The organism is Mycolicibacterium anyangense, from assembly GCF_010731855.1.
GTDB classification, from domain to species: Bacteria; Actinomycetota; Actinomycetes; order Mycobacteriales; family Mycobacteriaceae; genus Mycobacterium; species Mycobacterium anyangense.
This window is the reverse complement of sequence record NZ_AP022620.1, coordinates 3,842,029-3,862,403: the sequence shown is the minus strand read 5'-3', so window position 1 is coordinate 3,862,403 and position 20,375 is coordinate 3,842,029. Positions and strand designations below refer to the sequence as shown.

Annotated in this window: 22 protein-coding genes; 5 read left to right on the top strand and 17 right to left on the bottom strand. The window is 68.4% G+C overall.

Features of this window, described 5'->3' with window-relative positions:
* Positions 1–42 precede the first annotated feature (42 nt).
* The 6 genes from G6N35_RS18280 to G6N35_RS18255 all read right to left on the bottom strand — a co-directional run bounded on the left by G6N35_RS18280 (position 43) and on the right by G6N35_RS18255 (position 5,244).
* The gene (locus tag G6N35_RS18280) at positions 43–471 is read right to left on the bottom strand and encodes a hypothetical protein (protein ID WP_163805529.1); all 429 of its coding nucleotides are present in this window, start codon (positions 469–471) and stop codon (positions 43–45) included.
* A complete protein-coding gene (locus G6N35_RS18275) occupies positions 468–1,205 on the bottom strand; it encodes a pyrimidine reductase family protein (RefSeq protein ID WP_163805528.1) in 738 nt (245 codons plus the stop codon). Before G6N35_RS18275 ends, G6N35_RS18280 begins: the two co-directional genes overlap by 4 nt.
* A gap of 23 nt (positions 1,206–1,228) precedes the next feature.
* On the bottom strand, positions 1,229–1,918 hold the full coding sequence (locus G6N35_RS18270; protein ID WP_163805527.1) for an HAD family hydrolase: 690 nt from the start codon (positions 1,916–1,918) through the stop codon (positions 1,229–1,231).
* A gap of 427 nt (positions 1,919–2,345) precedes the next feature.
* On the bottom strand, positions 2,346–3,203 hold the full coding sequence (locus G6N35_RS18265; protein WP_163805526.1) for an LLM class F420-dependent oxidoreductase: 858 nt from the start codon (positions 3,201–3,203) through the stop codon (positions 2,346–2,348).
* A 14-nt stretch (positions 3,204–3,217) separates the two neighbouring features.
* Positions 3,218–4,870, bottom strand: coding sequence for a SulP family inorganic anion transporter (locus tag G6N35_RS18260; protein WP_163805525.1), 1,653 nt, complete (start codon positions 4,868–4,870; stop codon positions 3,218–3,220).
* On the bottom strand, positions 4,867–5,244 hold the full coding sequence (locus G6N35_RS18255) for an ArsR/SmtB family transcription factor (RefSeq protein WP_163805524.1): 378 nt from the start codon (positions 5,242–5,244) through the stop codon (positions 4,867–4,869). Before G6N35_RS18255 ends, G6N35_RS18260 begins: the two co-directional genes overlap by 4 nt.
* A 99-nt stretch (positions 5,245–5,343) precedes the next feature.
* Here G6N35_RS18255 and G6N35_RS18250 point away from each other — a divergent pair, with 99 nt between their 5' ends.
* Positions 5,344–6,354: a PHP domain-containing protein gene (locus tag G6N35_RS18250; protein WP_163805523.1), complete on the top strand. Its 1,011-nt coding sequence runs from the start codon at positions 5,344–5,346 to the stop codon at positions 6,352–6,354.
* Here the strand turns inward: G6N35_RS18250 and dinB are convergent.
* The 3 genes from dinB to G6N35_RS18235 form a co-directional block, all read right to left on the bottom strand.
* Complete coding sequence (gene dinB / locus G6N35_RS18245; protein ID WP_163805522.1) at positions 6,339–7,538, bottom strand: DNA polymerase IV; 1,200 nt, start codon at positions 7,536–7,538, stop codon at positions 6,339–6,341. The genes G6N35_RS18250 and dinB overlap by 16 nt on opposite strands.
* A gap of 31 nt (positions 7,539–7,569) precedes the next feature.
* Positions 7,570–10,104: a transglycosylase/D,D-transpeptidase PonA2 gene (ponA2, locus tag G6N35_RS18240; protein WP_163805521.1), complete on the bottom strand. Its 2,535-nt coding sequence runs from the start codon at positions 10,102–10,104 to the stop codon at positions 7,570–7,572.
* An 80-nt stretch (positions 10,105–10,184) separates the two neighbouring features.
* A complete protein-coding gene (locus tag G6N35_RS18235) occupies positions 10,185–10,832 on the bottom strand; it encodes a TetR/AcrR family transcriptional regulator (protein WP_163805520.1) in 648 nt (215 codons plus the stop codon).
* A 76-nt stretch (positions 10,833–10,908) separates the two neighbouring features.
* Here G6N35_RS18235 and G6N35_RS18230 point away from each other — a divergent pair, with 76 nt between their 5' ends.
* A complete protein-coding gene (locus G6N35_RS18230) occupies positions 10,909–12,378 on the top strand; it encodes a flavin-containing monooxygenase (protein ID WP_163805519.1) in 1,470 nt (489 codons plus the stop codon).
* On the opposite strand, the gene rraA is transcribed toward G6N35_RS18230, so the two are convergent.
* The 5 genes from rraA to G6N35_RS18205 all read right to left on the bottom strand — a co-directional run bounded on the left by rraA (position 12,375) and on the right by G6N35_RS18205 (position 15,328).
* The gene (gene rraA / locus G6N35_RS18225) at positions 12,375–12,857 is read right to left on the bottom strand and encodes a ribonuclease E activity regulator RraA (RefSeq protein WP_163805518.1); all 483 of its coding nucleotides are present in this window, start codon (positions 12,855–12,857) and stop codon (positions 12,375–12,377) included. The two genes, G6N35_RS18230 and rraA, sit on opposite strands and share 4 nt — an antisense overlap.
* 5 nt (positions 12,858–12,862) lie before the next feature.
* A complete protein-coding gene (locus G6N35_RS18220) occupies positions 12,863–13,369 on the bottom strand; it encodes a hypothetical protein (protein ID WP_163805517.1) in 507 nt (168 codons plus the stop codon).
* Positions 13,370–13,458: 89 nt separating this feature from the next.
* A complete protein-coding gene (locus G6N35_RS18215) occupies positions 13,459–13,980 on the bottom strand; it encodes a copper resistance CopC family protein (RefSeq protein WP_163805516.1) in 522 nt (173 codons plus the stop codon).
* Complete coding sequence (locus G6N35_RS18210) at positions 13,977–14,666, bottom strand: YcnI family protein (RefSeq protein ID WP_163805515.1); 690 nt, start codon at positions 14,664–14,666, stop codon at positions 13,977–13,979. Before G6N35_RS18210 ends, G6N35_RS18215 begins: the two co-directional genes overlap by 4 nt.
* A gap of 5 nt (positions 14,667–14,671) precedes the next feature.
* Positions 14,672–15,328, bottom strand: a complete 657-nt coding sequence (locus tag G6N35_RS18205) for a DUF6474 family protein (RefSeq protein ID WP_163805514.1) — start codon at positions 15,326–15,328, stop codon at positions 14,672–14,674.
* 170 nt (positions 15,329–15,498) lie between these two features.
* Between G6N35_RS18205 and G6N35_RS18200 the strand changes: the two genes are divergently transcribed.
* From G6N35_RS18200 to G6N35_RS18190, 3 genes are read left to right on the top strand one after another with little or no spacing between them, the layout of a single operon-like run.
* Positions 15,499–16,560, top strand: coding sequence for a hypothetical protein (locus G6N35_RS18200; protein WP_163805513.1), 1,062 nt, complete (start codon positions 15,499–15,501; stop codon positions 16,558–16,560).
* A 48-nt stretch (positions 16,561–16,608) separates the two neighbouring features.
* The gene (locus tag G6N35_RS18195; RefSeq protein ID WP_163805512.1) at positions 16,609–17,100 is read left to right on the top strand and encodes an ImmA/IrrE family metallo-endopeptidase; all 492 of its coding nucleotides are present in this window, start codon (positions 16,609–16,611) and stop codon (positions 17,098–17,100) included.
* Entirely contained in the window at positions 17,097–18,230 is a 1,134-nt protein-coding gene (locus G6N35_RS18190; RefSeq protein ID WP_163805511.1) for an MFS transporter, read from the top strand. Before G6N35_RS18195 ends, G6N35_RS18190 begins: the two co-directional genes overlap by 4 nt.
* Before the next feature lie 45 nt (positions 18,231–18,275).
* Here G6N35_RS18190 and G6N35_RS18185 read toward each other — a convergent pair whose 3' ends face one another.
* The 3 genes from G6N35_RS18185 to G6N35_RS26940 all read right to left on the bottom strand — a co-directional run bounded on the left by G6N35_RS18185 (position 18,276) and on the right by G6N35_RS26940 (position 20,109).
* On the bottom strand, positions 18,276–18,674 hold the full coding sequence (locus G6N35_RS18185) for a helix-turn-helix transcriptional regulator (protein ID WP_163805510.1): 399 nt from the start codon (positions 18,672–18,674) through the stop codon (positions 18,276–18,278).
* Between the two features lie 571 nt (positions 18,675–19,245).
* On the bottom strand, positions 19,246–19,779 hold the full coding sequence (locus tag G6N35_RS18180) for a peptidase (protein ID WP_163805509.1): 534 nt from the start codon (positions 19,777–19,779) through the stop codon (positions 19,246–19,248).
* Between the two features lie 171 nt (positions 19,780–19,950).
* Complete coding sequence (locus tag G6N35_RS26940; RefSeq protein WP_170313136.1) at positions 19,951–20,109, bottom strand: hypothetical protein; 159 nt, start codon at positions 20,107–20,109, stop codon at positions 19,951–19,953.
* Positions 20,110–20,375: the final 266 nt, after the last annotated feature.

The window sequence follows — 20,375 nt, the reverse complement described above, 5'->3', positions numbered from 1 at the left end:
CCCCGGATGGCTGTGACGGTCATGACAACTATCGGGCGCGGCTCAGGGCGAGGCCTCGTGGCCCCGGCGCCCCTTGGTGCGGCGGCGTTCCTTCATCTCGGCCTCGAAGACGTGGCGCTGACCGCCCATCAGCTCATCGCGCACGGTGCGTTCGTGGTCTCGCAGCCTGCTCCAGTAGTCGTCGTCGAACTCCTCGACGATCTGAAACGTCCACCGGCCGGACAGCACGTTGCGCCCCACCATGTCGGTGCCGAGCCGGTCGGCGATCTCGGGGTGGCCGGCATCGCGCAGCTTGTCGCAGGAGTCCCCGAGCAGGAGATCGGCGTGCCCCATCAGTTGATGGAAGGAGTAGAGGTGTCCACGGGCCCGTTCGACGTATTCCAGTGCCTCCGAAAGAGTTCCGACCGCTTCGACGGTGTCGTCGTCGATGCCGTCCGGGCGTCGCTCCAGCAGGTTCTCATCTTTGATCATGGGCGGGGTCCCCTTTCTCGGGTGTATCTGAGGTAGACGTAGTCGTCGACGGTCATCGCGTGGCCCAGCGCCATGCGCACCGGGGCCGCCAGCGCGGGCGCTCCCGGCCGGGAGGTCGCGGGCGTCGCCGCCAGTGTGGGCGAGAGGGTCAGGCACATCTCGTCGACGAGGTCGTGGGCCACCAGTTCGTCGAGCAGGGTGGGACCTCCTTCGCACAGGATCCGGCGCAGGCCGCGGGCGCGAAGAGCGGTCAGTGCGGCGGGTAGGTCGACGCTGGCGTCGCCGGCCAGCACGACGTCGGCGCGGGCAGCCAGCTGCGGTGCGGCACCCAGCACCGCGTCGGTGGTGACCACGATCGGCGGGGCGCCCGCGTCAGCGAACAACGATGCGGGCAGTCGACCGGTGTGGGTGACCACCGCGATCGCCGGGGCGGACTCGGCGCCCCAGCGTGCCCGGCGTTCGGCGACCTGCGCGGTGGACAGCTTCACCGGCCCGTACCGCTCGGCCCGTGCGGTCCCGGCGCCGACCAGCACGACGTCGGCGTATCCGCGCAGGGTGAGCAGCAGGTTCTGGTCGGTCGGATCGGACAGCGGCCCCACGACACCGCCGAAAGAAGCCGCGCCGTCGAGTGTGGACACCATGTTGACCCGGACACCATCGGGTGGGTCGCGGTAGTAGGCGGACAGATCGGCGGGCGTGCTGTCGGACGGCAGCTGCTGGACCGGCCGGATCATGGGCAGTCTCTACCCGAACCCGATCAGGGCAAAACCTCGTGCGCCAGCAGTGTCGACAGCGGGCTGCCGCCCATGCCCGCCAGCAGGTGTTCGGCGTCCTCGTAGACCGCCGCCGCGCCCGCGGTGTCGAGTTCGGCGCGGGAGATCCCGCCCGACAGCACACCGATGCAGGCGACATCGGCGCGCCCAGCGGCCTCGACATCCCACACCGTGTCGCCGACGAACACGGCGTGCTGCGCGCTGACCCCGGCTTTGTCCATGGCCACTTTGACGATGTCGGGCCGCGGCTTGGCCGTCTCGACGTCCGCGGACGAGGTGATCGCCGAGACCAGGTCGTCGCAGTCCAGCGTCGAGCGCAGCAGGACCAGTTCGTTGTCCGGGGCCGAGGTGGCCAGCACTACGTGCAGGCCCAGTTCGACGACCCGGGCCAGCAGCTCCCGCGCGCCCGGAAGGACGGCCAGTAGCGCGGCGTCCGACTCGTAGTACCGGGTGTGTAAGTCCTTGAGCTGCTTCTGGATTGGCTCGGGTGCACCGCCGGACAAGGTGTCGACGAGCTGTGCGCCGTCCATTCCGATGCAGCGGTGGATGCGCCAGGCCGGCACCGGGAGGTCCATGTCGGTGAAGGCCCGCTGCCAGGCGTGCACATGCAGATAGTTGGAGTCGACGAGGGTCCCGTCGATGTCGAACAGAACAGCCGGCCGTGAAGTTGTCATAGCCGAGGGTTCCCGTTTCCCGGGGACTGAAGCCGCGCGGCGGGGTGGGCGGTCAGACGCTGATGGTCACTTCCGCCACTTTCGTCGCACCAGAATCATCTGACTTTAATGCGGCGCGCCTGCCGCGGTTTGCAGTGTGATCTATGTCTAATTGCTGGAGCGGTCGCTGCGGTAAAGTAGTGCTCCGGTCATTGGACAGTCGACCACAGGAGTGATCCTTGTGTACCTCAACCCGATATCTCGCTCGCGGGTCGCGCGTATAGCCTGGTCCTTGTTCCGGCATCCGGTGCGGAGCCGGGCGTTCTCGGAGAAACACGAACGACTGGTCACCGCCGACGAACTCGTACGCTTCGGGTTCTAGCAACACTTTCGGGCGGTAGTTGACGCCGCCATTACTTTGCCGGGTGTTATCAAGCCGTTATCTGGCTCAGGCTGTCGGTGTCCACAGCCCTGAATCGCGGATGGCCTCGGCGAGAGGTTCCAGAACCGCGGGGTCGTGCGGGTTGGGCAGATAGATGATCGCGAGGTCCAGTCCCTCGGCGCCCAGGGCGATGGCGTCCTCGATGACGCCGCGGTGGCCACGCTCAGGGTCGATCCGAACGTGCGCCGACAGCATGATGTCCTTGGGATCGCGGCCGACGTCGGCGCAATGTGCCTTGAGTACGTCGCGCTTGCGGGCGAACTCCTCGGGCGGTCCGCCGACGAAGTTCCAGTGGTCGGCGTACTTGGCCGTGATGCGCAGCGTGCGCTTCTCCCCACTGCCACCGATGCAGATCGGCGGGTGCGGGCGCTGTGGTCCCTTGGGCTCGTTGCGGGCGTCCTTGAGCTGGTAGTACCGGCCGTCGAAGTCGGTGGTCTCCTGGCTCAGCAGGCCGATCAGCACCTGGCAGGCCTCTTCGAACCGGTCGAAGCGCTCCTTGATGGTGCCGAGCTCGATGCCGTAGGCGCCGGACTCCTCCTCGTTCCAGCCCGCGCCGATGCCGAGCTCGAGCCGTCCCTCGGAGATGATGTCCAGCGCCGCAGCCATATTGGCGAGCACGGCGGGGTGCCGGTAGTGGATACCGGTGACCAGGGTGCCCACCCGCAACCGGGTGGTCGCCTGCGCCAGGGCCGTCAGCGTGGTCCAGCCCTCCAGGCAGGGGCCGGTGGGATCGGAGAAGATCGGATAGAAGTGATCGAACGTCCAGCCGGACTCGTAGACGTCGATGTCGTCGGCGGCCTTCCAGACCGCGAGCATGTCGGCCCAGGTGGTGTTCTGCGGTGAGGTCTTGAACGCGAATCGCACCAGACCAACCCTACTCAGCCTGGCTGAGTGGGTGCTGCGACGTGCGAGCGGGCGTGGGCGATCGCGTCGTCCAGGGAGTCGATCAGGTGGTTCTCGTGCCGCAGCGCCTCGACGATGCCGATGCTGGACAGCAGCGCCATGTGTTCGGGTTGGACGCCTTTGATGATCACCGTGATGCCGCGCGCCTCCAATTCCTCGGCGATCTCGGCCAGCGTGTGTGCGCCGGTGGCATCGAGCATGCCCAGCTGTGACATCCGGATGATCACGACGGACACCTCGGGATGATCTGAGCTGGTGATTTCACTGGAAATACGTTCTGCCGCACCAAAGAACATCGCTCCATCGAGTCGCAGCAAGGCGATTCGCTCGTCACCGGGCTGCCGCGGACCGGGCAATTCCTCACGCACCACACTGCTGCGCCGCGCCACCGTACGCAGCGCGAAGAACGCCGCCACCACCAGGCCGATTTCCACCGCCTCGATCAGGTCGAAGCAGATCGTCACCACCGCGGTCAGCACGAAGGTGGCCGCGTCCGAGCGCGTCGAGCGCAGGATCTTGCCGACCGTGCCCGCTGAGATCATCCGGAACGACGTCACCATGAGCACACCGGCCAAGGCGGCCAACGGAATTGCCGAGACCGGTCCGGTCGCCAGATACACCACGGCCAGCAGCAGCAGCGAGTGCACGATGGCCGCGACCCGGGTGCGGGCGCCGGAGCGGACGTTCACCGCGGTGCGTGCGATGGCACCGGTGGCCGGCATCCCACCGAACAGCCCGGAGGCCACCGACGCCAGGCCCTGGCCGACGAGTTCGCGGTCGGGATCGTAGGGACCGGTCGGGGACATGGTGGCGGCCACCCGCGCCGACAGCAGCGACTCGATCGCGGCGAGTGCGGCGATGGCAAGCGCGGCACCCAGCAGGGTACGTAGCGCGCTCATGTCCGCCTGCGGCATCACCGGCGCGGGCAGGTGGGACGGGAGTTCGCCGATGCGGGCCACCGGGAGGTGGGCGACGACGACGAGCACGGTGGAAACGACCACTGCGGTCAGGGATTCCGGAATGCTGCGGTGCAGCCGGGGCAGTCCGTTCATGAGTACCGCGACCAGTCCGACGATCGCCAGTGTCCGCCATGCCGAGGACCAGTCGGCGTGCGTGATCACCGACCAGGCGGCGGGAAGTGTGCGCTGCCCGGCCGGGGCGGCGACCCCGAAGGCGGCAGGCACCTGCTGCAGGAAGATGATGGCTGCGATGCCGAGGGTGAACCCCTCGATCACCGGCCAGGGGATGAACGTCACCGCACGGCCCAGGCCGGAGACGCCGGCCGCCAGCACCAGCACGCCGGCCAACACCGTCACCAGCGCGACACTGCCGATTCCGTGCTGGGCGACGATCGGTGCGAGCACCACCGCCATCGCGCCGGTGGGCCCGGACACCTGGACGTGGGATCCGCCGAACACCGCGGCGACCAGGCCGGCGATGACGGCGGTGATCAGACCCGCGGCCGCACCCACGCCCGAGCTGATGCCGAACGCCAGGGCCAGCGGCAGCGCCACCACGCCGACGGTGATGCCGGCCAGGATGTCGCGCCGCCAGGACCTCGGCAGGTCGGCGTAGTCGCTGCGGTGGGGAAGTAGCCGGGAGATGGTGCCCGCAGCCCGGGCGATCATTGCGGGCCACCCACCGGGGGCAGGGCGTCGAACGCTTCGAGTTGCTGCTGCTGGGCTTTGAGGGTGTCGGCCAGGAAGGTGCGGGCGATGACGAGAAGGTTCGAGATCGATGGATGCGCGAGCTCGTAGTAGACCGCGTTGCCGACGCGCTGGGCCTGTACCACCTGATGGCGCTTGAGCACGGCGAGGTGCTGGGAGAGCAGGGTCGGTTCGATCTCGGTGCCGGCGAGGATCTCGCTGACCGTGGTGGGCCTGGCGTTGGCCGACAGGATTTCCAGGACGCGGATCCGAGCGGGGTGGGCGAGGGCCTTGAACAGGTTGGCCTTGATCTCGTACAGGGGCCGATCGGTGTCGCCGGGAGAGGTGCTGGGCACCGTTCACCTCGGTTCATGATGATTTGACGGATTGAACAAATTCTCAATCCACTGTAGCGCGCCCACGGCTCCCGGCCCAAACCGGAGCACACTGGAGGCATGGACCCGGTGGCCGCCCTGCGCGAGATCGCGTACTACAAGGACCGTGCGCGCGAGGACAGCCGCCGCGTGATGGCCTACCGCAAGGCCGCCGACGTCGTGGAGTCGCTCGACGAGGCCGCGCGCGACCGGCATGCGAAGGCCGGTACCTGGCAGTCGCTGCCCGGGATCGGACCCAAGACAGCCAAGGTCATCACCCAGGCCGTCGCGGGTCAGGTGCCCGACGCGTTGGTCGAATTACGTTCGGCGGCAGAGGATCTAGGGGGCGGTCACATCAGGGAAGCGATCAGGGGCGATCTGCACTGTCACTCGAACTGGTCGGATGGCTCAGCCCCGATCGCGGAGATGATGACGACGGCCGCTGCGCTGGGCCACGAGTACTGCGCGCTCACCGACCACTCGCCCCGGCTCACCATCGCCAATGGTCTCTCGGCAGATCGGCTGCGCCACCAACTCGACGTCATCGATGAGCTGCGGGACACGCTGGCGCCGTTGCGGATCCTCACCGGCATCGAGGTCGACATCCTCGATGACGGCACTCTCGATCAGGACCCCGACTTGCTGGACCGCCTCGACGTCGTGGTGGCCAGCGTGCACTCGAAGCTGTCGATGGATGCCCCGTCGATGACCCGCCGCATGGTGCGCGCCGTATCCAACGCCCGGGTCACCGTGCTGGGCCACTGCACCGGCCGGTTGGTCAGCGGTGCCAGGGGACTGCGACCCGAATCGACGTTCGACGCCGAGAAGGTGTTCCAGGCCTGTCGAGACCACCGGACAGCCGTCGAGGTCAATGCGCGCCCGGAGCGCCGGGACCCGCCGACCCGGCTGCTCAACCTCGCGCTGGAGATCGGTTGCGACTTCTCCATCGACACCGACGCCCACGCGCCCGGTCAGCTCGACTTCCTGGGTTACGGCGCCCAGCGCGCACTCGACGCCGAGGTTCCCGTCGAGCGCATCATCAACACCTGGCCGGCCGACAGGCTGGTCGGCTGGGCTCAGTCGGGAAGCTGAGGCATCTCCAGACCCGGGTCCCTGCCGATCAACACCCCGCGCGTCAGTGCGGCGTTGCCGTACCGGCGCCGCACCTGATCGACGGCGGCATCGAGGTCGACGGCATCCAGGGTCTGCCCGTCCAACGGCAATTCCAGTTGCTGCGCTCCATCGCGGTCGATATTGGACACCGCGAAGCCGATCAATGTGATCCCCTGTGCGGCAATCAAAGGCCATGCGGCGCCGACGAGTTCACGCGCGGCGGCAAGGATCGTCTCGGTCGACGAGGTCGCCCGCGGCATCGTGTGGGACCGGGTGACCCGGGTGAAGTCGTCGAACCTCAGCCGCAGTACCACTGTGCGGCCGGTGCGCTGGGCGGCGCGCATCCTGCGGGTGATCCGGTCGACCAGACCGACCACCACGGCGTCCAGTTCCGCCGGCGTCAACCGGGTCCGGCCCAGTGCCCGTTGGGCGCCGACCGAGCGCCGGTGCCGGGTGGTCTGCACCTTTCGGCGGTCGATGTTGCGGGACAGCGCGAACAGCTGGCGGCCCATCGCTGCACCGACCATCGAGGCGAGCATCGACTCGCTGAGCTCCGCGACCTGCGCGACGGTGTGAATGCCATGGGCCTGAAGCTTTTCCGCTGTCTTGGCGCCGACCCCCCACAGCCGGCGCACCGGCAGTGGATGAAGGAACTCCAGCTCGCCCTCCGGGGGCACCAGCAGCAACCCGTCGGGCTTGGCCTGCTGGCTGGCGACCTTGGCCAGGAACTTGGTGCGCGCGACACCGACCGTGATCGGTAGGCCCACCCGGTCGCGGACGTCGTGGCGCAGCCGCGCGGCGATCTGCACCGGCTCGCCGGAAATTCTCCGCAGCCCCGACACGTCGAGGAAAGCCTCGTCCACCGAGAGTGGCTCGACCACCGGCGAGGTATCGCGGAAGACCTCGAACACCGCCGCACTGGCGCGGCTGTACGCCGACATCCGCGGCGCAACCACCACGGCGGACGGGCAGAGCCGGCGGGCCTGCTGCCCACCCATCGCCGTGCGGACGCCATAGGCCTTGGCCTCGTAGCTGGCGGCCAGCACCACACCCGTGCCGACGATCACCGGCCTGCCGCGCAGCGACGGATCGTCACGCTGCTCGACCGAGGCGTAGAACGCGTCGAGGTCAGCGTGCAGGATGGTCGCCCCGTCGCCGGACACGACCCGATGCTCGCACGGCCGTCCGACAGTTCTACGGCGGCGGCGGTGGCGCTTCCGGCGCGGGCGGCGGCGGCTCAGGCGCCGGTGGTGGTGGAGGAGGTGGCGCGGGCGGGGGTGGCGGTGGCGGCGCCGGCGGTGGGAACACCGGGATCGTGATGGGCGGCAGGCCGGGGATCTCAATGATCTGCACATCCGGCGGCGGAGCTTCGGTCGGCGGCGGTGGTGGTGCGTCCGGCGGAGGTGCACTCGGCGGCGGGGCGGGTGCCACGCCGTTGCTGGTGTTGATCGTGATGATCGAACCCGGGATGGTCTTGCCCTTGGGCGTGGTCCCGACGATCGTGCCCTTGGACAGGTAGCTGTTGACCGGGGTCGGTTGATCCGAGACCTGGAAACCGGCGTCACGCAGCTTCTTCTTGGCGGCGTCCAGACTCAGCCCGGTGATGCTGGGTACCTCGCTACCGGGGCCGCCGTCCACATAGCGCGGATCGGTGGGCGGCAGCGAGATCGGACCGAAGGTGTCGGCGATCGGCTTCATCGCGGTGAACCAGGTCCGCGCCGGTTCGTTACCCCCGTAGAGGTTGCCGTAGCCGCACTTGCGCAGCGGCCACGAGCACAGGCCACCCGGCTTGGTGGAGTCGTCGAAGATGTAGTTGGCCGCCGCGTACTGGTTGGTGAAACCCAGGAACCCCGACGATCGGTGCGATTCCGTCGTGCCGGTCTTACCCGACATCGGCAGGTTCCAGCCGACCGAGCCCGCCGAGGCCGCAGCGGTACCGCCGGTGGCGTCCTTGCTCAAGGCGTTGGCCAGGGTATTGGCCAATCCCGGCGACACCACCTGCTCACATTTGGCCGTCTCCACGGCCACCGGCTTTCCGCTGCGGTCGAAGATCTCGGCGATCGGGCTCGGCGGGCACCACATGCCTCCCGACGCCAGCGTCGCGGCCACGTTGGACAGCTCCAGCGCGTTGAGCTGGAACGGGCCCAACGTGAACGAGCCCAGGTTCTGCCGCTTGATGAAGTCGGCGAGGCTCTCGTTGTTGTTGGGGTCGTAGGCGCGTGCGGTGCCGGGCTCGGCGTAGGAACGCAGCCCGAGTTTCACCGCCATGTCCACCGCCCGCGGCACCCCGATCTGCTGGATCAGCCGGGCGAACGCGGTATTGGGCGACTGGGCCAGCGCATCGGTGACGCTCATCGGGGTGCGGTAGCCGCCGGCGTTCTTGACGCACCACGTCTCGGGTGGGCAGCCGGGGGTTCCACTGGTCCCCAGGCCCTTGCCCTGAAAAGTCGGCGGCACGTCGAGCTGGGCCTTGATGCCCATCCCCATATCGAGGGCCGCGGCGGTGGTGAAGATCTTGAAGATCGAGCCGGCCCCATCGCCGACCAATGAAAAGGGTTGCGGCTGAACCGTTTCGCCGGCATCCAGGCGCAGGCCGTAGTTGCGGTTGTCGCCGATCGCGAGCACCTTGTGGGAATCCTGGCCCGGCCGGATCACGGTCATGACGCTGGCCACCCCGTCGAGCGTCGGGCTGGCCACCGAGTCGATGGCCTTCTTGACGCTGTTCTGCACGTTGGGGTCCAGCGTGGTCTTGATCAGGTATCCGTTGCGGGCGATCTCCTGCTTGCTGATCCCGGCTCGGGCCAGATACTGGAGCACGTAGTCGCAGAAGAACCCGCGGTCGCCGGCAGCGATGCAGCCTTCCGGCAGCGTGGCCGGCTGCGGCAGGATGCCCAGCGGCTGTGCCCGGGCCGCCCGCAGTTCGTCGGCCTTTTCCGGCAGGTTCTCGATCATGGTGTCCAGCACCAGGTTGCGGCGGGCCAGCGCGGCCCCGGGATTGGTGTAGGGGTTGAGCGCGCTGGTCGACTGCACCATTCCGGCCAGCAGTGCCGCCTGTTGCCAGTTCAGGTCGGCGGCGTTGACACCGAAGTAGGTCTTGGCGGCGTCCTGGATGCCGTAGGCGCCGTTGCCGAAGGACACCAGGTTGAGGTAGCGGGTCAGGATCTCGGGCTTGGTGAGCACCTTGTCGAGCGCCAGGGCCATCCGGATCTCGCGCAGCTTGCGGGCCGGGGTGGTCTCGATCGCGGCGCGGCGCTCGGCGTCGGTCTGGGCGTTGACCAGAAGGTTGTAGTTCTTGACGTACTGCTGCTCGATCGTCGAACCGCCGCGGGTGTCCTCGTCACCCTGCAGGTAGCCGACAAGTCCGGTGAGGGTGCCCTGGATGTCGACGCCGTTGTGGTCGGCGAAGCGTTTGTCCTCGATCGAGACGATGGCCAACTTCATGGTGTCGGCGATCCGATCGGTGGGCACCGGCCAGCGGCGCTGGGCATAGATCCAGGCGATCGGGTTGCCCGCGGCATCGACCATGGTCGAGACGGTGGGCACCGTGCCCTCCAGCATCTCGGTCGAGTCCGACGCGGCAACGTCGGAGGCGTGGTTGACCACCACCCCTGCGCCGCCGACGATCGGGAACAACAAGGCGGCGACCAGTACTCCGGCCAGCACGCAGTACAACGCCAGCCGTCCGACGGTGGCGCCCGCGGTGGGCTCCGCCGGTTGCTCTTCCGACATGTTTGCCAGATTAGGGGCAACCGAAAGGCAATCTGGCCAATCTACGGTCGGGTTAATTAATCGGTGACCAAAGTCTCGGGTCAGATGCCTGCGCCGGTGCCGTAGATGCTCATCGCCCACACATGGGCCACGGCCGTCAGGGCCGCGTCTTCGGGCAGTGTCGGCTCCTGGTTGCCCTGCGCGGCGAACACCACCCGCTCGTTCATCAGGTTCAGCGCGGTAGCCAGGTCACGCGCTCCGATGGTCACCGGCGCCGCCCCGCGGGCCCGCTCGGCCTCGATGAATCCGGTCGTGTGGTCGATCCAGGCCGTCATGAATTGCGACCACAGGTCGCGCAGTTCGGCATTTGCGGCCATCGCGGTCAGGCCGGCGACGGCAACGCCGCGGTGCGGGCGCAACGCCTCGAAGAACGCGAAGATGCCGTCGCGGCAGACCTGTTCGGGGTCGGTGGCCGCAGCTGGATCGGGACTCTGGACCGCAGCCGGGTCGGTGGCCGCGATCATCCGCGCGAACAACCGCGCCAACACCGCTTCCTTGGACGGGAAGTAGAAGTAGAACGTGGGCCGGGACAGGCCTGCGCCCTTGGCCAGGTCGTCGACCGAGATCTCGCCGAAGGGCCGCTCGTCGAGCATGCGCTCCAGGGTGTTCAGGATCGCCGACTCGCGCTCGTCGCCCGACGGGCGGGTGCTGCGGCGGCCTCTGGACCGGGTGGGGCTGGCGGTCGACATGGCCACCACTTTACAGCGCGTCGGGTTTTTCAACACAATGTTGACCTATTCAACACCGCGTTGATAGCGTGACGCCATGACCGAACACGTCGATGTTGTGATCGTTGGTGCAGGAATCTCCGGGATCAGCGCTGCCTGGCATCTGCAGGACCGGTGCCCGGCCAAGTCGTTCGTTGTGCTGGAGCGGCGCGCGAATCTGGGCGGTACCTGGGACCTGTTCAAATACCCCGGCATCCGGTCGGACTCGGACATGTTCACCCTGGGCTTCCGGTTCAAGCCGTGGACGGACACCAAGTCGATCGCCGACGGTCCGTCCATCATGAGATACCTGCAGGAGACCGTGCGGGAGTACGGAATCGACCGGCACATCCGCTACGGCCAGCGCGTGGTCGCCGCCGACTGGTCCAGCGCCGACAACCAGTGGACGGTGCGGGTCGAGTCCGACGGTGAACAGCGCGAGATCACCTGTTCGTTCCTGTTCGCCTGCAGTGGCTACTACAACTACGACCAGGGCTACTCCCCGGAATTCCCCGGCGCGCAGGACTTCACCGGCACGATCGTGCACCCGCAACACTGGCCGCAGGATCTCGATTACGCAGGCAAGCGGATCGTCGTGATCGGCAGCGGTGCCACAGCGGTGACGTTGATTCCGGCGCTTGCCAATTCGGGCGCCGCCCAGGTGACCATGCTGCAGCGCTCACCGACCTACATCGGTGCGCTGCCCGATATCGACCCGTTCGCCACCCGGGTCAACAAGCTGCTGCCTGCCAAGCCCGCATACGTGATCAACCGATGGAAGAGCATCGTGTTCCAGTCCGCCCAGTACGGCATCGCCCGCCGCTTTCCGGGCTTCATGCGCAAGCAGCTGATGACGATGGCTCAGCGCCGGTTGCCGCAGGGCTACGACGTCGAGCGGCACTTCGGCCCGAGCTACAACGTGTGGGACGAGCGACTCTGCCTGGCGCCCAACGGCGATCTGTTCAGGGCCATCCGCACGGGTCAAGCCGAGGTGGTCACCGACACCATCGAGCGCTTCACGCCCGGTGGGATCCTGCTCAGCTCGGGTCGCGAGCTGTCGGCCGACATCATCGTCACCGCAACGGGTTTGAACCTCCAGCTGTTCGGTGGAGCCGAGATCTGCAAGGATGGCGCACCGCTGGACCTGACCGGCACCATGGCCTACAAGGGGATGATGCTCTCCGGCGTCCCGAACATGGCGTTCACCATCGGCTACACCAACGCGTCATGGACGCTGAAGGCCGACTTGGTGTCCGAATTCGTCTGCCGCGTACTCAATTTCATGGACGAGGCCGGATTCGACCATGTCGAACCCGCCAGCCCGGAGTCGGGTGTCGAGGAGCGACCGCTGCTCGACTTCACTCCCGGATACGTCCTGCGCGCACTGGACCGGCTCCCCAAGGCGGGCTCGGTGGCACCGTGGCGGCTCAAGCAGAATTATCTGCTGGACTTGCGGCTGATCCGGCACGGCAAGGTCGACGACGAAGCGCTGGACTTCTCCAAACGGCGTGCCGCAGTGGGTGTTTAACCCGCAGGTGTGACGACGATCCCGTCGTCATCGCTGTAGGCAACCTCGCCCGGGGCGAAGGTGACACCACCGAAACTCACCTGCACATCGCGTTCGCCGGCACCGGTCTTGGTGCTCTTGCGGGGGTTGGTGCCCAACGCCTTGATGCCGATGTCGAGGGTGCGTAGCGTCGCGGCGTCGCGCACCGCGCCGTGCACGATCAGCCCGGCCCACCCGTTGGAGCGGGCTAACTCGGCGATGAGGTCACCGACGAGCGCGGTGTGCACCGAGGCGTCACCGTCGATCACGAGCACCCCGCCATTGCCAGGTTCGGACAGCACCGATTTCAACAGCGCGTTGTCCTGAAAGCAGCGCACGGTGCTGATCGGCCCGGCGAATTCGGCCCGAGCGCCGAACTGGCGGAACTGCACATCGCAGCTGCGGACGTCGGGCCCGATGTCGTCGACGAGGTCGGCGGTCGGGCGGAACACGACACTCACGCGAGTCAGTCCTCCTGGCGGTGGCGGCGGCGCCGCACGAGCAGAGCGATCAGCACGGCCGCTGCGAAGGCCACTGCGAACGGCAGCGGTGAGCGGCTCTCCTCGGCCACCGCGGGCACCGCCGGCTTCGACAGCGGGCTGGCCGCCTGCTCGACCGACGACTTGGCGTGGGCGGCCGCCTCCCGGGCGGCTTCGGCCAGCGGAGCGGCACCTGGTGCGGTGGGGCCGGCTACCAGTGCCGGGTGCGGGGCGGCTGGTTCGAGCGCGGGCGGCGGGACCGGGGCGTCGAGCGCAGGCGGCGGTACCTTCTTGGCAGGAGCCTTCTTCGCGGGTGCCTTCTTGGCCGGATCGGTCGCCTTGACCGGCGCTTTCTTGGCGGGAGCCTTTTTGGCGGGAGCCTTCTTCGCCGGGGCTTTCTTGGCCGGCGTCTTCTTCGCCACGGCCTGCTGGGGCGGTTGTGGCTCAGGCGGCGTGGCACCACCCTGGTCGGGCTGGTCCTGCGCTTCTGCCATCGGGCGTGCTCCTTTGCAGTGTCTTCTCACCTACGCCGGCGGTACCCATCATGCCAGCGGGGTTGCGGGCAGGTTCGGGCCGACCGCCGTCAGGACCGGCGGCGCAGCGCCACCGCGGCACCCGCGGCGACCAGCACAACCGCCGCCACCACGAACGGCCACACCGGCAACGCGTGCGTGGCGGTGCTCGCCGGTGCCGCCGCAGCAGGAGCCGCAGGAGCCGCCGACGTCGGCGGTGCCGGGGTACCGGCGGTAGCCAGCGTGAAGGACCACGAACCCGAGACGACGTGGCCGTCGGCCGAGGTCACCCGGTAGTTCACCGTGTACCGCCCCGCCGGTCCCAGCGGGCGAACGCCGACGCTGACCGTCGCCCCCTGGACCTGCGGTGAACCCTCGGACCACACCGCCGCGTCCGGACCCACCACCGTCATGGCGGCGAACTCCGACTGCATCTGCTCGTTGAACGTCGCAGTCACCCGCGTCGGGCTGGTCTGCAGCGTCGAGTCCTGGGCGGGATCCGCAGTGAGCAGGAAGGCATGCGCCCAGGCCAGACCCGTGCCGCCCATCGTCATGGCGGCGGTCAACAGGATGACGGCGGCGATCCTTCTCATGTTCGTCTCCTGGTCAACGCGACACCGACGCCGATGGCGCCGACCAGCAGCGCCCCACCGGCGAGGGCACGCGCGGTGTTATCCGGGGGCGCCTCGTTCCGCGCTGCGACCGACGGCGCCGACGGTGTCGGCGGAGCGGGGGGTGCTGTCTGGCTCGCGTGGTGCTCCTGAGCGTCGTGCGGGCCCGCCGTCAGCGCCAGCGTCGGCGCCGGGAACTCAGCCTCTCCGCCGCCGGCCGGCGGCGGCTGATCCCAGTGCACCGTCGTGCCGTCGGCGTAGGTCTGCACGACCGGGAACGTCACCGAATCGGCGTCCGGCAGCTGGATCGAGATGGCGAACAGCTCGAACTGCTGCGCTCCGATCCCGGAGTTGGGGGTCGCGGTGAAGGTGACCGCGCGGTACGCACCGTCGGCGGTGCGATCCAGGGTGGCGGTCCAGCCGGCCAGCACGTCGGTGCTCGCGGAGGCAACGTTGGGCAGCGTGATGGTGACTTGTGTTGTGGGCGAGCCCTTTTCGGACTCGTTGGGTACCTGGAAGGTCACCAGGGCGTCGTCGCCGCGCACCGCGTGGTCGGAGGCGACATGGACGTGGGCGGCCGCGGTGGCCATGCCGACCCAGGACCCCAGAGCGAGGACGGGCAGCACCGCGGACAGGGTCAGCAGGCGTGACCGGCAGCGGGACGGCATTGCGGTCAGAGCACGCCCAGGCGGGCCATCAGGTCGGCGTCGATACCGTCGAGCTGTTCGGCGATCGCGGCGTGCGCGTCCCGGCGTCGCGGGCCGGGCATGTTCTCGGCGGCCGTCACTGCAGCGGACAACGCGGACAACCGCTCGGTCATCGCGGCGACGAACTGCTTGGTTTCGGCGTCCTTCGGCTTCTTGGCGGCGACGGCCCGCAGGGAACTCTCGGCTCCGGCGATCCGGGCGGACAGCTGACCGCCCTGGCCGGAGAACTGGCCGAGCTGGCTCAGCGGGACGCCGAGCCGGTCGGCGCGGCGCTCGTCGATGACACCCCGGGCGGCGATCGCCGCCCGGTAGGCGATCGGCACGACGACGGGCGCCAACAGCCGGGAAACCGTCAGGGCCCGGCGGATCCGGGTGGGGGACAGGAGTTTGCCCTCCCGTACCGCCTTCAGCTCGGCCTCGGCAACCTTCACCGCCGCCCGATCGGCATCGCGGGCGGCCTTCAGCTGCGCCTTGATCGCCTTGTTGCCGGCGCGCTCGCCGGCCTTGATCCGCTTGGCCTCGTTCTTGGCGGCCAGACGTGCCTCCAGCTTGGCGCGGGCCTTGATCGCACGGGCCTCCGCACGACGCGTCGCACGGCTCTTGCGCTTGGTGAACAGGCCCATCCCTGTTGCCTCCCGGGTAGGTCGTCGACGGTCGGCGAGGGGGCTCGCGACCGGGTGTGCCCACCCTATCGCCCGGGCCGAGGCGGCCGACCACGACCTGCGCATATGCCACAATGATCGGATAGCTTCCGACTCGGCGCGCCGACAGCGCCGCTAACTCGAGGAACCCTGTGAACCGGTCGCCTGTGCGGGCCGCTGCGATTAGCTGGATCGTTGCGTGCGGTGTGCTCTATGCCGGTGCGGGCACGTTCGCGGCGGTGCCGGCCACGGCGGCGCCAGGGACGGTTCATAACGGGCCGGACGGCTCGGATAACGCGGGTGACTCAGCTAGCAACCCACCGGTCACCGGTGGTCACCGGCATCGCGGGCCGGGCGGCAGGCCCGGCGGCACGAAGGGCCCCCAGGGCACCGGGCAGGCCAGCGCGCCCGGTGGCGACAGCACCGCCGGTCCCGGGGCGGGCCCAACCGGTGGCCACCGTATCCCGCGGCCTGCGCACGTTCCCGGCCCGTCCCCCGGTGAACCGGGCGAAGGCGGTTCACAGACTCCGACGGAGCCGGGCGGTGAGACGCCGGTGCCCCCCGAGGACCCCGACTTTCCGCCCCGGCCGCCGGATTGGCCCCCGGACCTGCCCTGGCCGCCGTGCGGGGGCAACCCGGGTACCGGCAACGGGGGCAGCGTCGGATCCCCGGGCCCCATCAGCGGTATCTCCCGGCCGCCGCAGAGCGGTGGGGGTGGCAGTGGCGGCGGGATCGGGTTCCCGCCGGTGAGGATTCCGTCGGTGCCGGGCATTCCCAGTGAACCGACCCCGGTCAGTGTCGAAGGCGGCACCGCCCCGCCGGTGGCCACCGGCGAACCCGCGACGATCGGGCTGCCGCCGGTCATCGGGCTGCCGCCGGTGTTCGAGGCGCCACTGCGTCCGGTCGCCCCGCCCAGCGGGGCCGGACCCGCCGAAGCCCGGCCCGGTCCCCGGGGCAACCCGGCCAGTGAACCCAACGCCAAGGCGGAGCGCCTACCCGCCAGTGCCGGCATCGGTACAGAACCACCGCCGTCGTTTAGGGTGGGCTATCCCGAGTACCTCCGGGACGCCAAGATTGGTGAGGTCGCCGCGCTGGCCCTGCCCGGATTCGCCGGCCTCGTCGCCCTGACGGCGCTCGGCGGTGTGCTCGGATATCGCCAAGCACGGGCCGGTCACGGGGTGCGGGCTGCCGGAACCGCACGGTTCCTGCGGTGATCACGGCACGCCCCAGCGGGCCGGCAGCCGACTGGGGAAGGGGTTGAGATGTCGGCCAGTCGCCAGGTCACCAAGGCGGTCAACGACGTGCTCGACCTGGCTCCCCGACAGGGCGAGGTGTCGCTGAGCCGGCTGGTCGCCGCAGTCAGCGAGCATCAGGGCAGGCCGATCGAGATCACCATGGCCGACCTTCCGCCGGGCGTGTGCGGACAGTGGCGGCAGTACGCCGATCACGATGTCTTCCTCATCCAGCACGGGCTGCCGACCTGGGACCGCACCCTGGCCCACGAATTGGGGCACTTGGTCCTGGGCCATTTCGGCACCCCCGTCACCGAAGCGGCGCGCGACGTGACGGAAGTGGCCAGCGACGACCTCATCGGCTACATGCTCAACCAGCGCACCGGATGTATGGGCCCCAGCGGTGAGGACGCCGAGCAGGAGGCCGAGGATTTCGCCGCGTTGTTGCTCTATCGGCTGGGCCGGCTCCCGTCGGACCGCTCCTCGATCGTCCAAGTCCGCCTCGGAGAGGCGTTTGGTTGATCGTCTGGGTGATCGCCGGCCTGCTGGGAATGGCCACCGGCCTGCGTATCGGCTGGGCCCTGGTGAACAAGCAATCGGTGGTCAGTACCGCGATGATCGTCGCGCTGGGCAGCCTGGCCCTGGTGGCGGCGTTGAACTGGCCGCCGCTGACGCTGCTGATCGACACCACGCTGCACTGGCCCAACATCTCGATCGGGCTGAGCCAGGTCGCGCTGATCGGCTGCGCGGCGGGCAGTTGCGTCATGATCACCACCGTTGCCTCCACCCGTAGCCCCGCGGCGACGCGTCGCGTCGCGGTGTTCCAGTACCTGGTCGCGGCGGTCATCGCCGTCGTCACCCTGGTCCTGTTCTTCGCCGAGGGACAGCAGTCCGAGATGGCGCCGCAGGAATATCTGCGTCGCAATCTCGGCTCCACCAGCACCTCGCTGCCGTGGTTGCTGCCGCTGCTCTACGTCTTCCTGACGTTGACCTTGGTGCTCTGGGCCGGCATGCGGCACTCCAACCGGACCCGGCGTGGCCGGGCCTTGTTCGTGTTCACCATGGGTATCGCACTGATCGTCGCGGCCAGTGCCTTCTGCCTGATCCGGGCCGCCGGCAGCACCAGCCTGGTTGGGGTGGGGACGGCGGCGACGCTGCTCGGTGCTGCCATGGCGATCGTGGCGGCCGGATCGCTGCTGCCAGCCATCGAGGACTGGTTCGGCGGCCGCCGGGAGCTCAAGCTCATCGATCCGCTGCTCCAGGAACTGGAACGTCGTCAGCCTGACGTGGGCATCGGTGAGCGCCCGCGTGGCCCGCTGGTGTTCCGGGTGGCCGAACGCCTGTCGCTGATCTCCGATGCGTTGTACCTGGAGGCCACCGCGGCGCACCACGTGCACGCCGGGCGGGCCGAGAACGCCCTCGATGTGCTGACCGACGCCCGGCGACCGGCCGTCGGCCCGACTGAACAGGCGGCGGCGATCGCCGCGTGGATCAATGCCGGTCGCGACACGCCGCGGGTGGCCACGCCGGCCGCTTACGGTGACTTTCCCGGCCTTGAATGGCTCCGTCAGCCGGAGACGTACTCCGACCGGGAATGGATCCTGGAGATCGCCCGCCAGTACCAGGCGCTGGCGAGGACGCCGCTCGCCTGATCATCGCTTCGATGTTGCCGTGCGGTACGGCTGCCCGGCTACGGGCTAATCGTCGAGGTGCTCCCGACGGCGCAGCTCATCGACCTTGGAGACGATGTCCTGCTGGGCTTCGGGGGAGAGTCCGACCGTGCGCGCGGCAATCCGCCGCACACCCTCGTCACGCATGTTGGCGAGCCACGTCAGCTCCTTGTCGAGCTTCTCGTAGTACTCATCGTCGGTGAAGTACGCCGGCTTGATCCGGAAGAAGTTGGCAAGCGCGGTCATGGTGGTGGTCGACGGGTTGGTCCGGTTGCCTGAGCGCAGCTGAGACAGATACGGGGCCGACATGGTGACGCCTTCAGCTTTCAGCGCAGCGATCACTTCTGCAGAGGTATGAGGACCGCGGCCCGGCGGATACACCGTGTCGAACAGGCGATTTAGTCGCGCCGAGAACGTCGTGCTCATTCCTTTGACCTCCACATGCTGGAACAGCGGTCGTTTGCGTTGGCTTATTTGCTGATCATCGTAGCGACACATGCTCCGACAACCAAGTGCAAACTATCGCATAATTGACGGGCGCGGTCATTTATGTCGATCTGGCAAACAAATCTGATAACCAGCTGAGACCCGTCACCAGCCCGGCCGGACTGCCCGTAGGCAAAGAATGCGGTGGTCGCGACGGGTACGGCCCAGCATTCGGGCCGCCGCACCGCCCGGAGATACCGGCGGTACCGCTGGGCAACCACCTGCGGAATCTGAGCCTCCCGCGATTCGCTTTGCTGTACAGCGGTTTCAATAGGCTGTCGGTAGATGCCGCGGGTGTCAGCAGCCAATGCGGGCCTGGTCATGCCGCCTGGTTCGATAAAAAACGCAGCGAGTGCGAGGCCCTTCAGGCCGGCGCGGACGCGTCACCGGGTCTGGCGCGCACGACCGCGGGACCGTTCGTCGCGTGGCTCAGTGCCGCCAGCCCGAGAGGGACGCGGGGCATCTGCTCGGCGCGGGAAACGGCGCCGGGAAACCGGACCGCCGAATCGCGCTATGCCGCCAGCAGCATCGCGAGTATCGCGGTGTCGGGGTGACTGATCGGGTCGACACCCACCCGGCTGACCATGCTCGTGATGGTCCCGTCCGACTCTGCCTCGACCCAGGCCGCGCGGTGTTCGAGGCCCAGGTGTGGAAGACCGGGCAGCAGCACGCATCCCGACGCCGCGCCAGAGCATTCCGGCAACGACGGCGTGGTTTCCGAGGGCGGATGCAGCATCAGCAGTGCTGGCGGCTGGCGATCGGCGAAATGCCCTGGTGCCACCGCGGATTCGCCGACCACGGTGCCCTCGGCGAGGACCAGGCCCACGGTTCCCGGCTGCGGCTTGTCCGGGAGTTCTTCTCGAACGCCGAAAATCGTTGTGGTGGAGAGCAGTCCGGGAAGGGACGCCACCCGCACGGCGACCATCAGCAGTTGCGCCCATTCCTTGGTGGAGTTGGGCCAGCGGCCGGATACCACGAAGCCCTTCAGGGCGCCACGAGAGTGAAAGGGGGCGACTTCAACCGCGCGCCCGGATCCAGTTTCCATCTCGCCTCCGCGACACTCAGTACGTCTTGGTGCGACACGACAGCGGGTCGGTTCGGACCAGGATGCGGCACCGTGTGGCTGGCACGCAAGAGGACACGAGTGCTAACGGTGTGCGAACAGCAGACGTCCGGAATGCCGACGTCGAGCACGCGCCCGGAATCTACCGGCGGATCAGAACAGGACGATCAGCGCCAGGATGCCCAGCAGGACCAGAGCGATGACGCTGGCCCGCATGGCGGCCATCAAGTACGAGCGGTTGCAGGTCGACGATGGCACGTACCACTGCGATGACTGCGACGCGGACTGCTGCCCGAAAGAGTGCGACGCCATCAAACCGTCCTGACCTGTGTGTTCAACCAGCGCTCCCGGTGAAATATGTCACAGAACCGAGTGTGAGCGCGATCATAACCCCTCGTGCAGCCGGAGGAAAATCCTGTCTGACACCGGCTCTGGTGGCCGCCCAGAAGTCGATGATTGATCCGCTGGGTGGCCGGGTATCCGGATCCCGGCCGGCCTCCCGGGGGTGCCCGGCGTGTCGTGCGGCGCGTCGCGGGCAGGGGTCAGGCCGTTAGAGGACCAACGAATTTCGCTCAGCC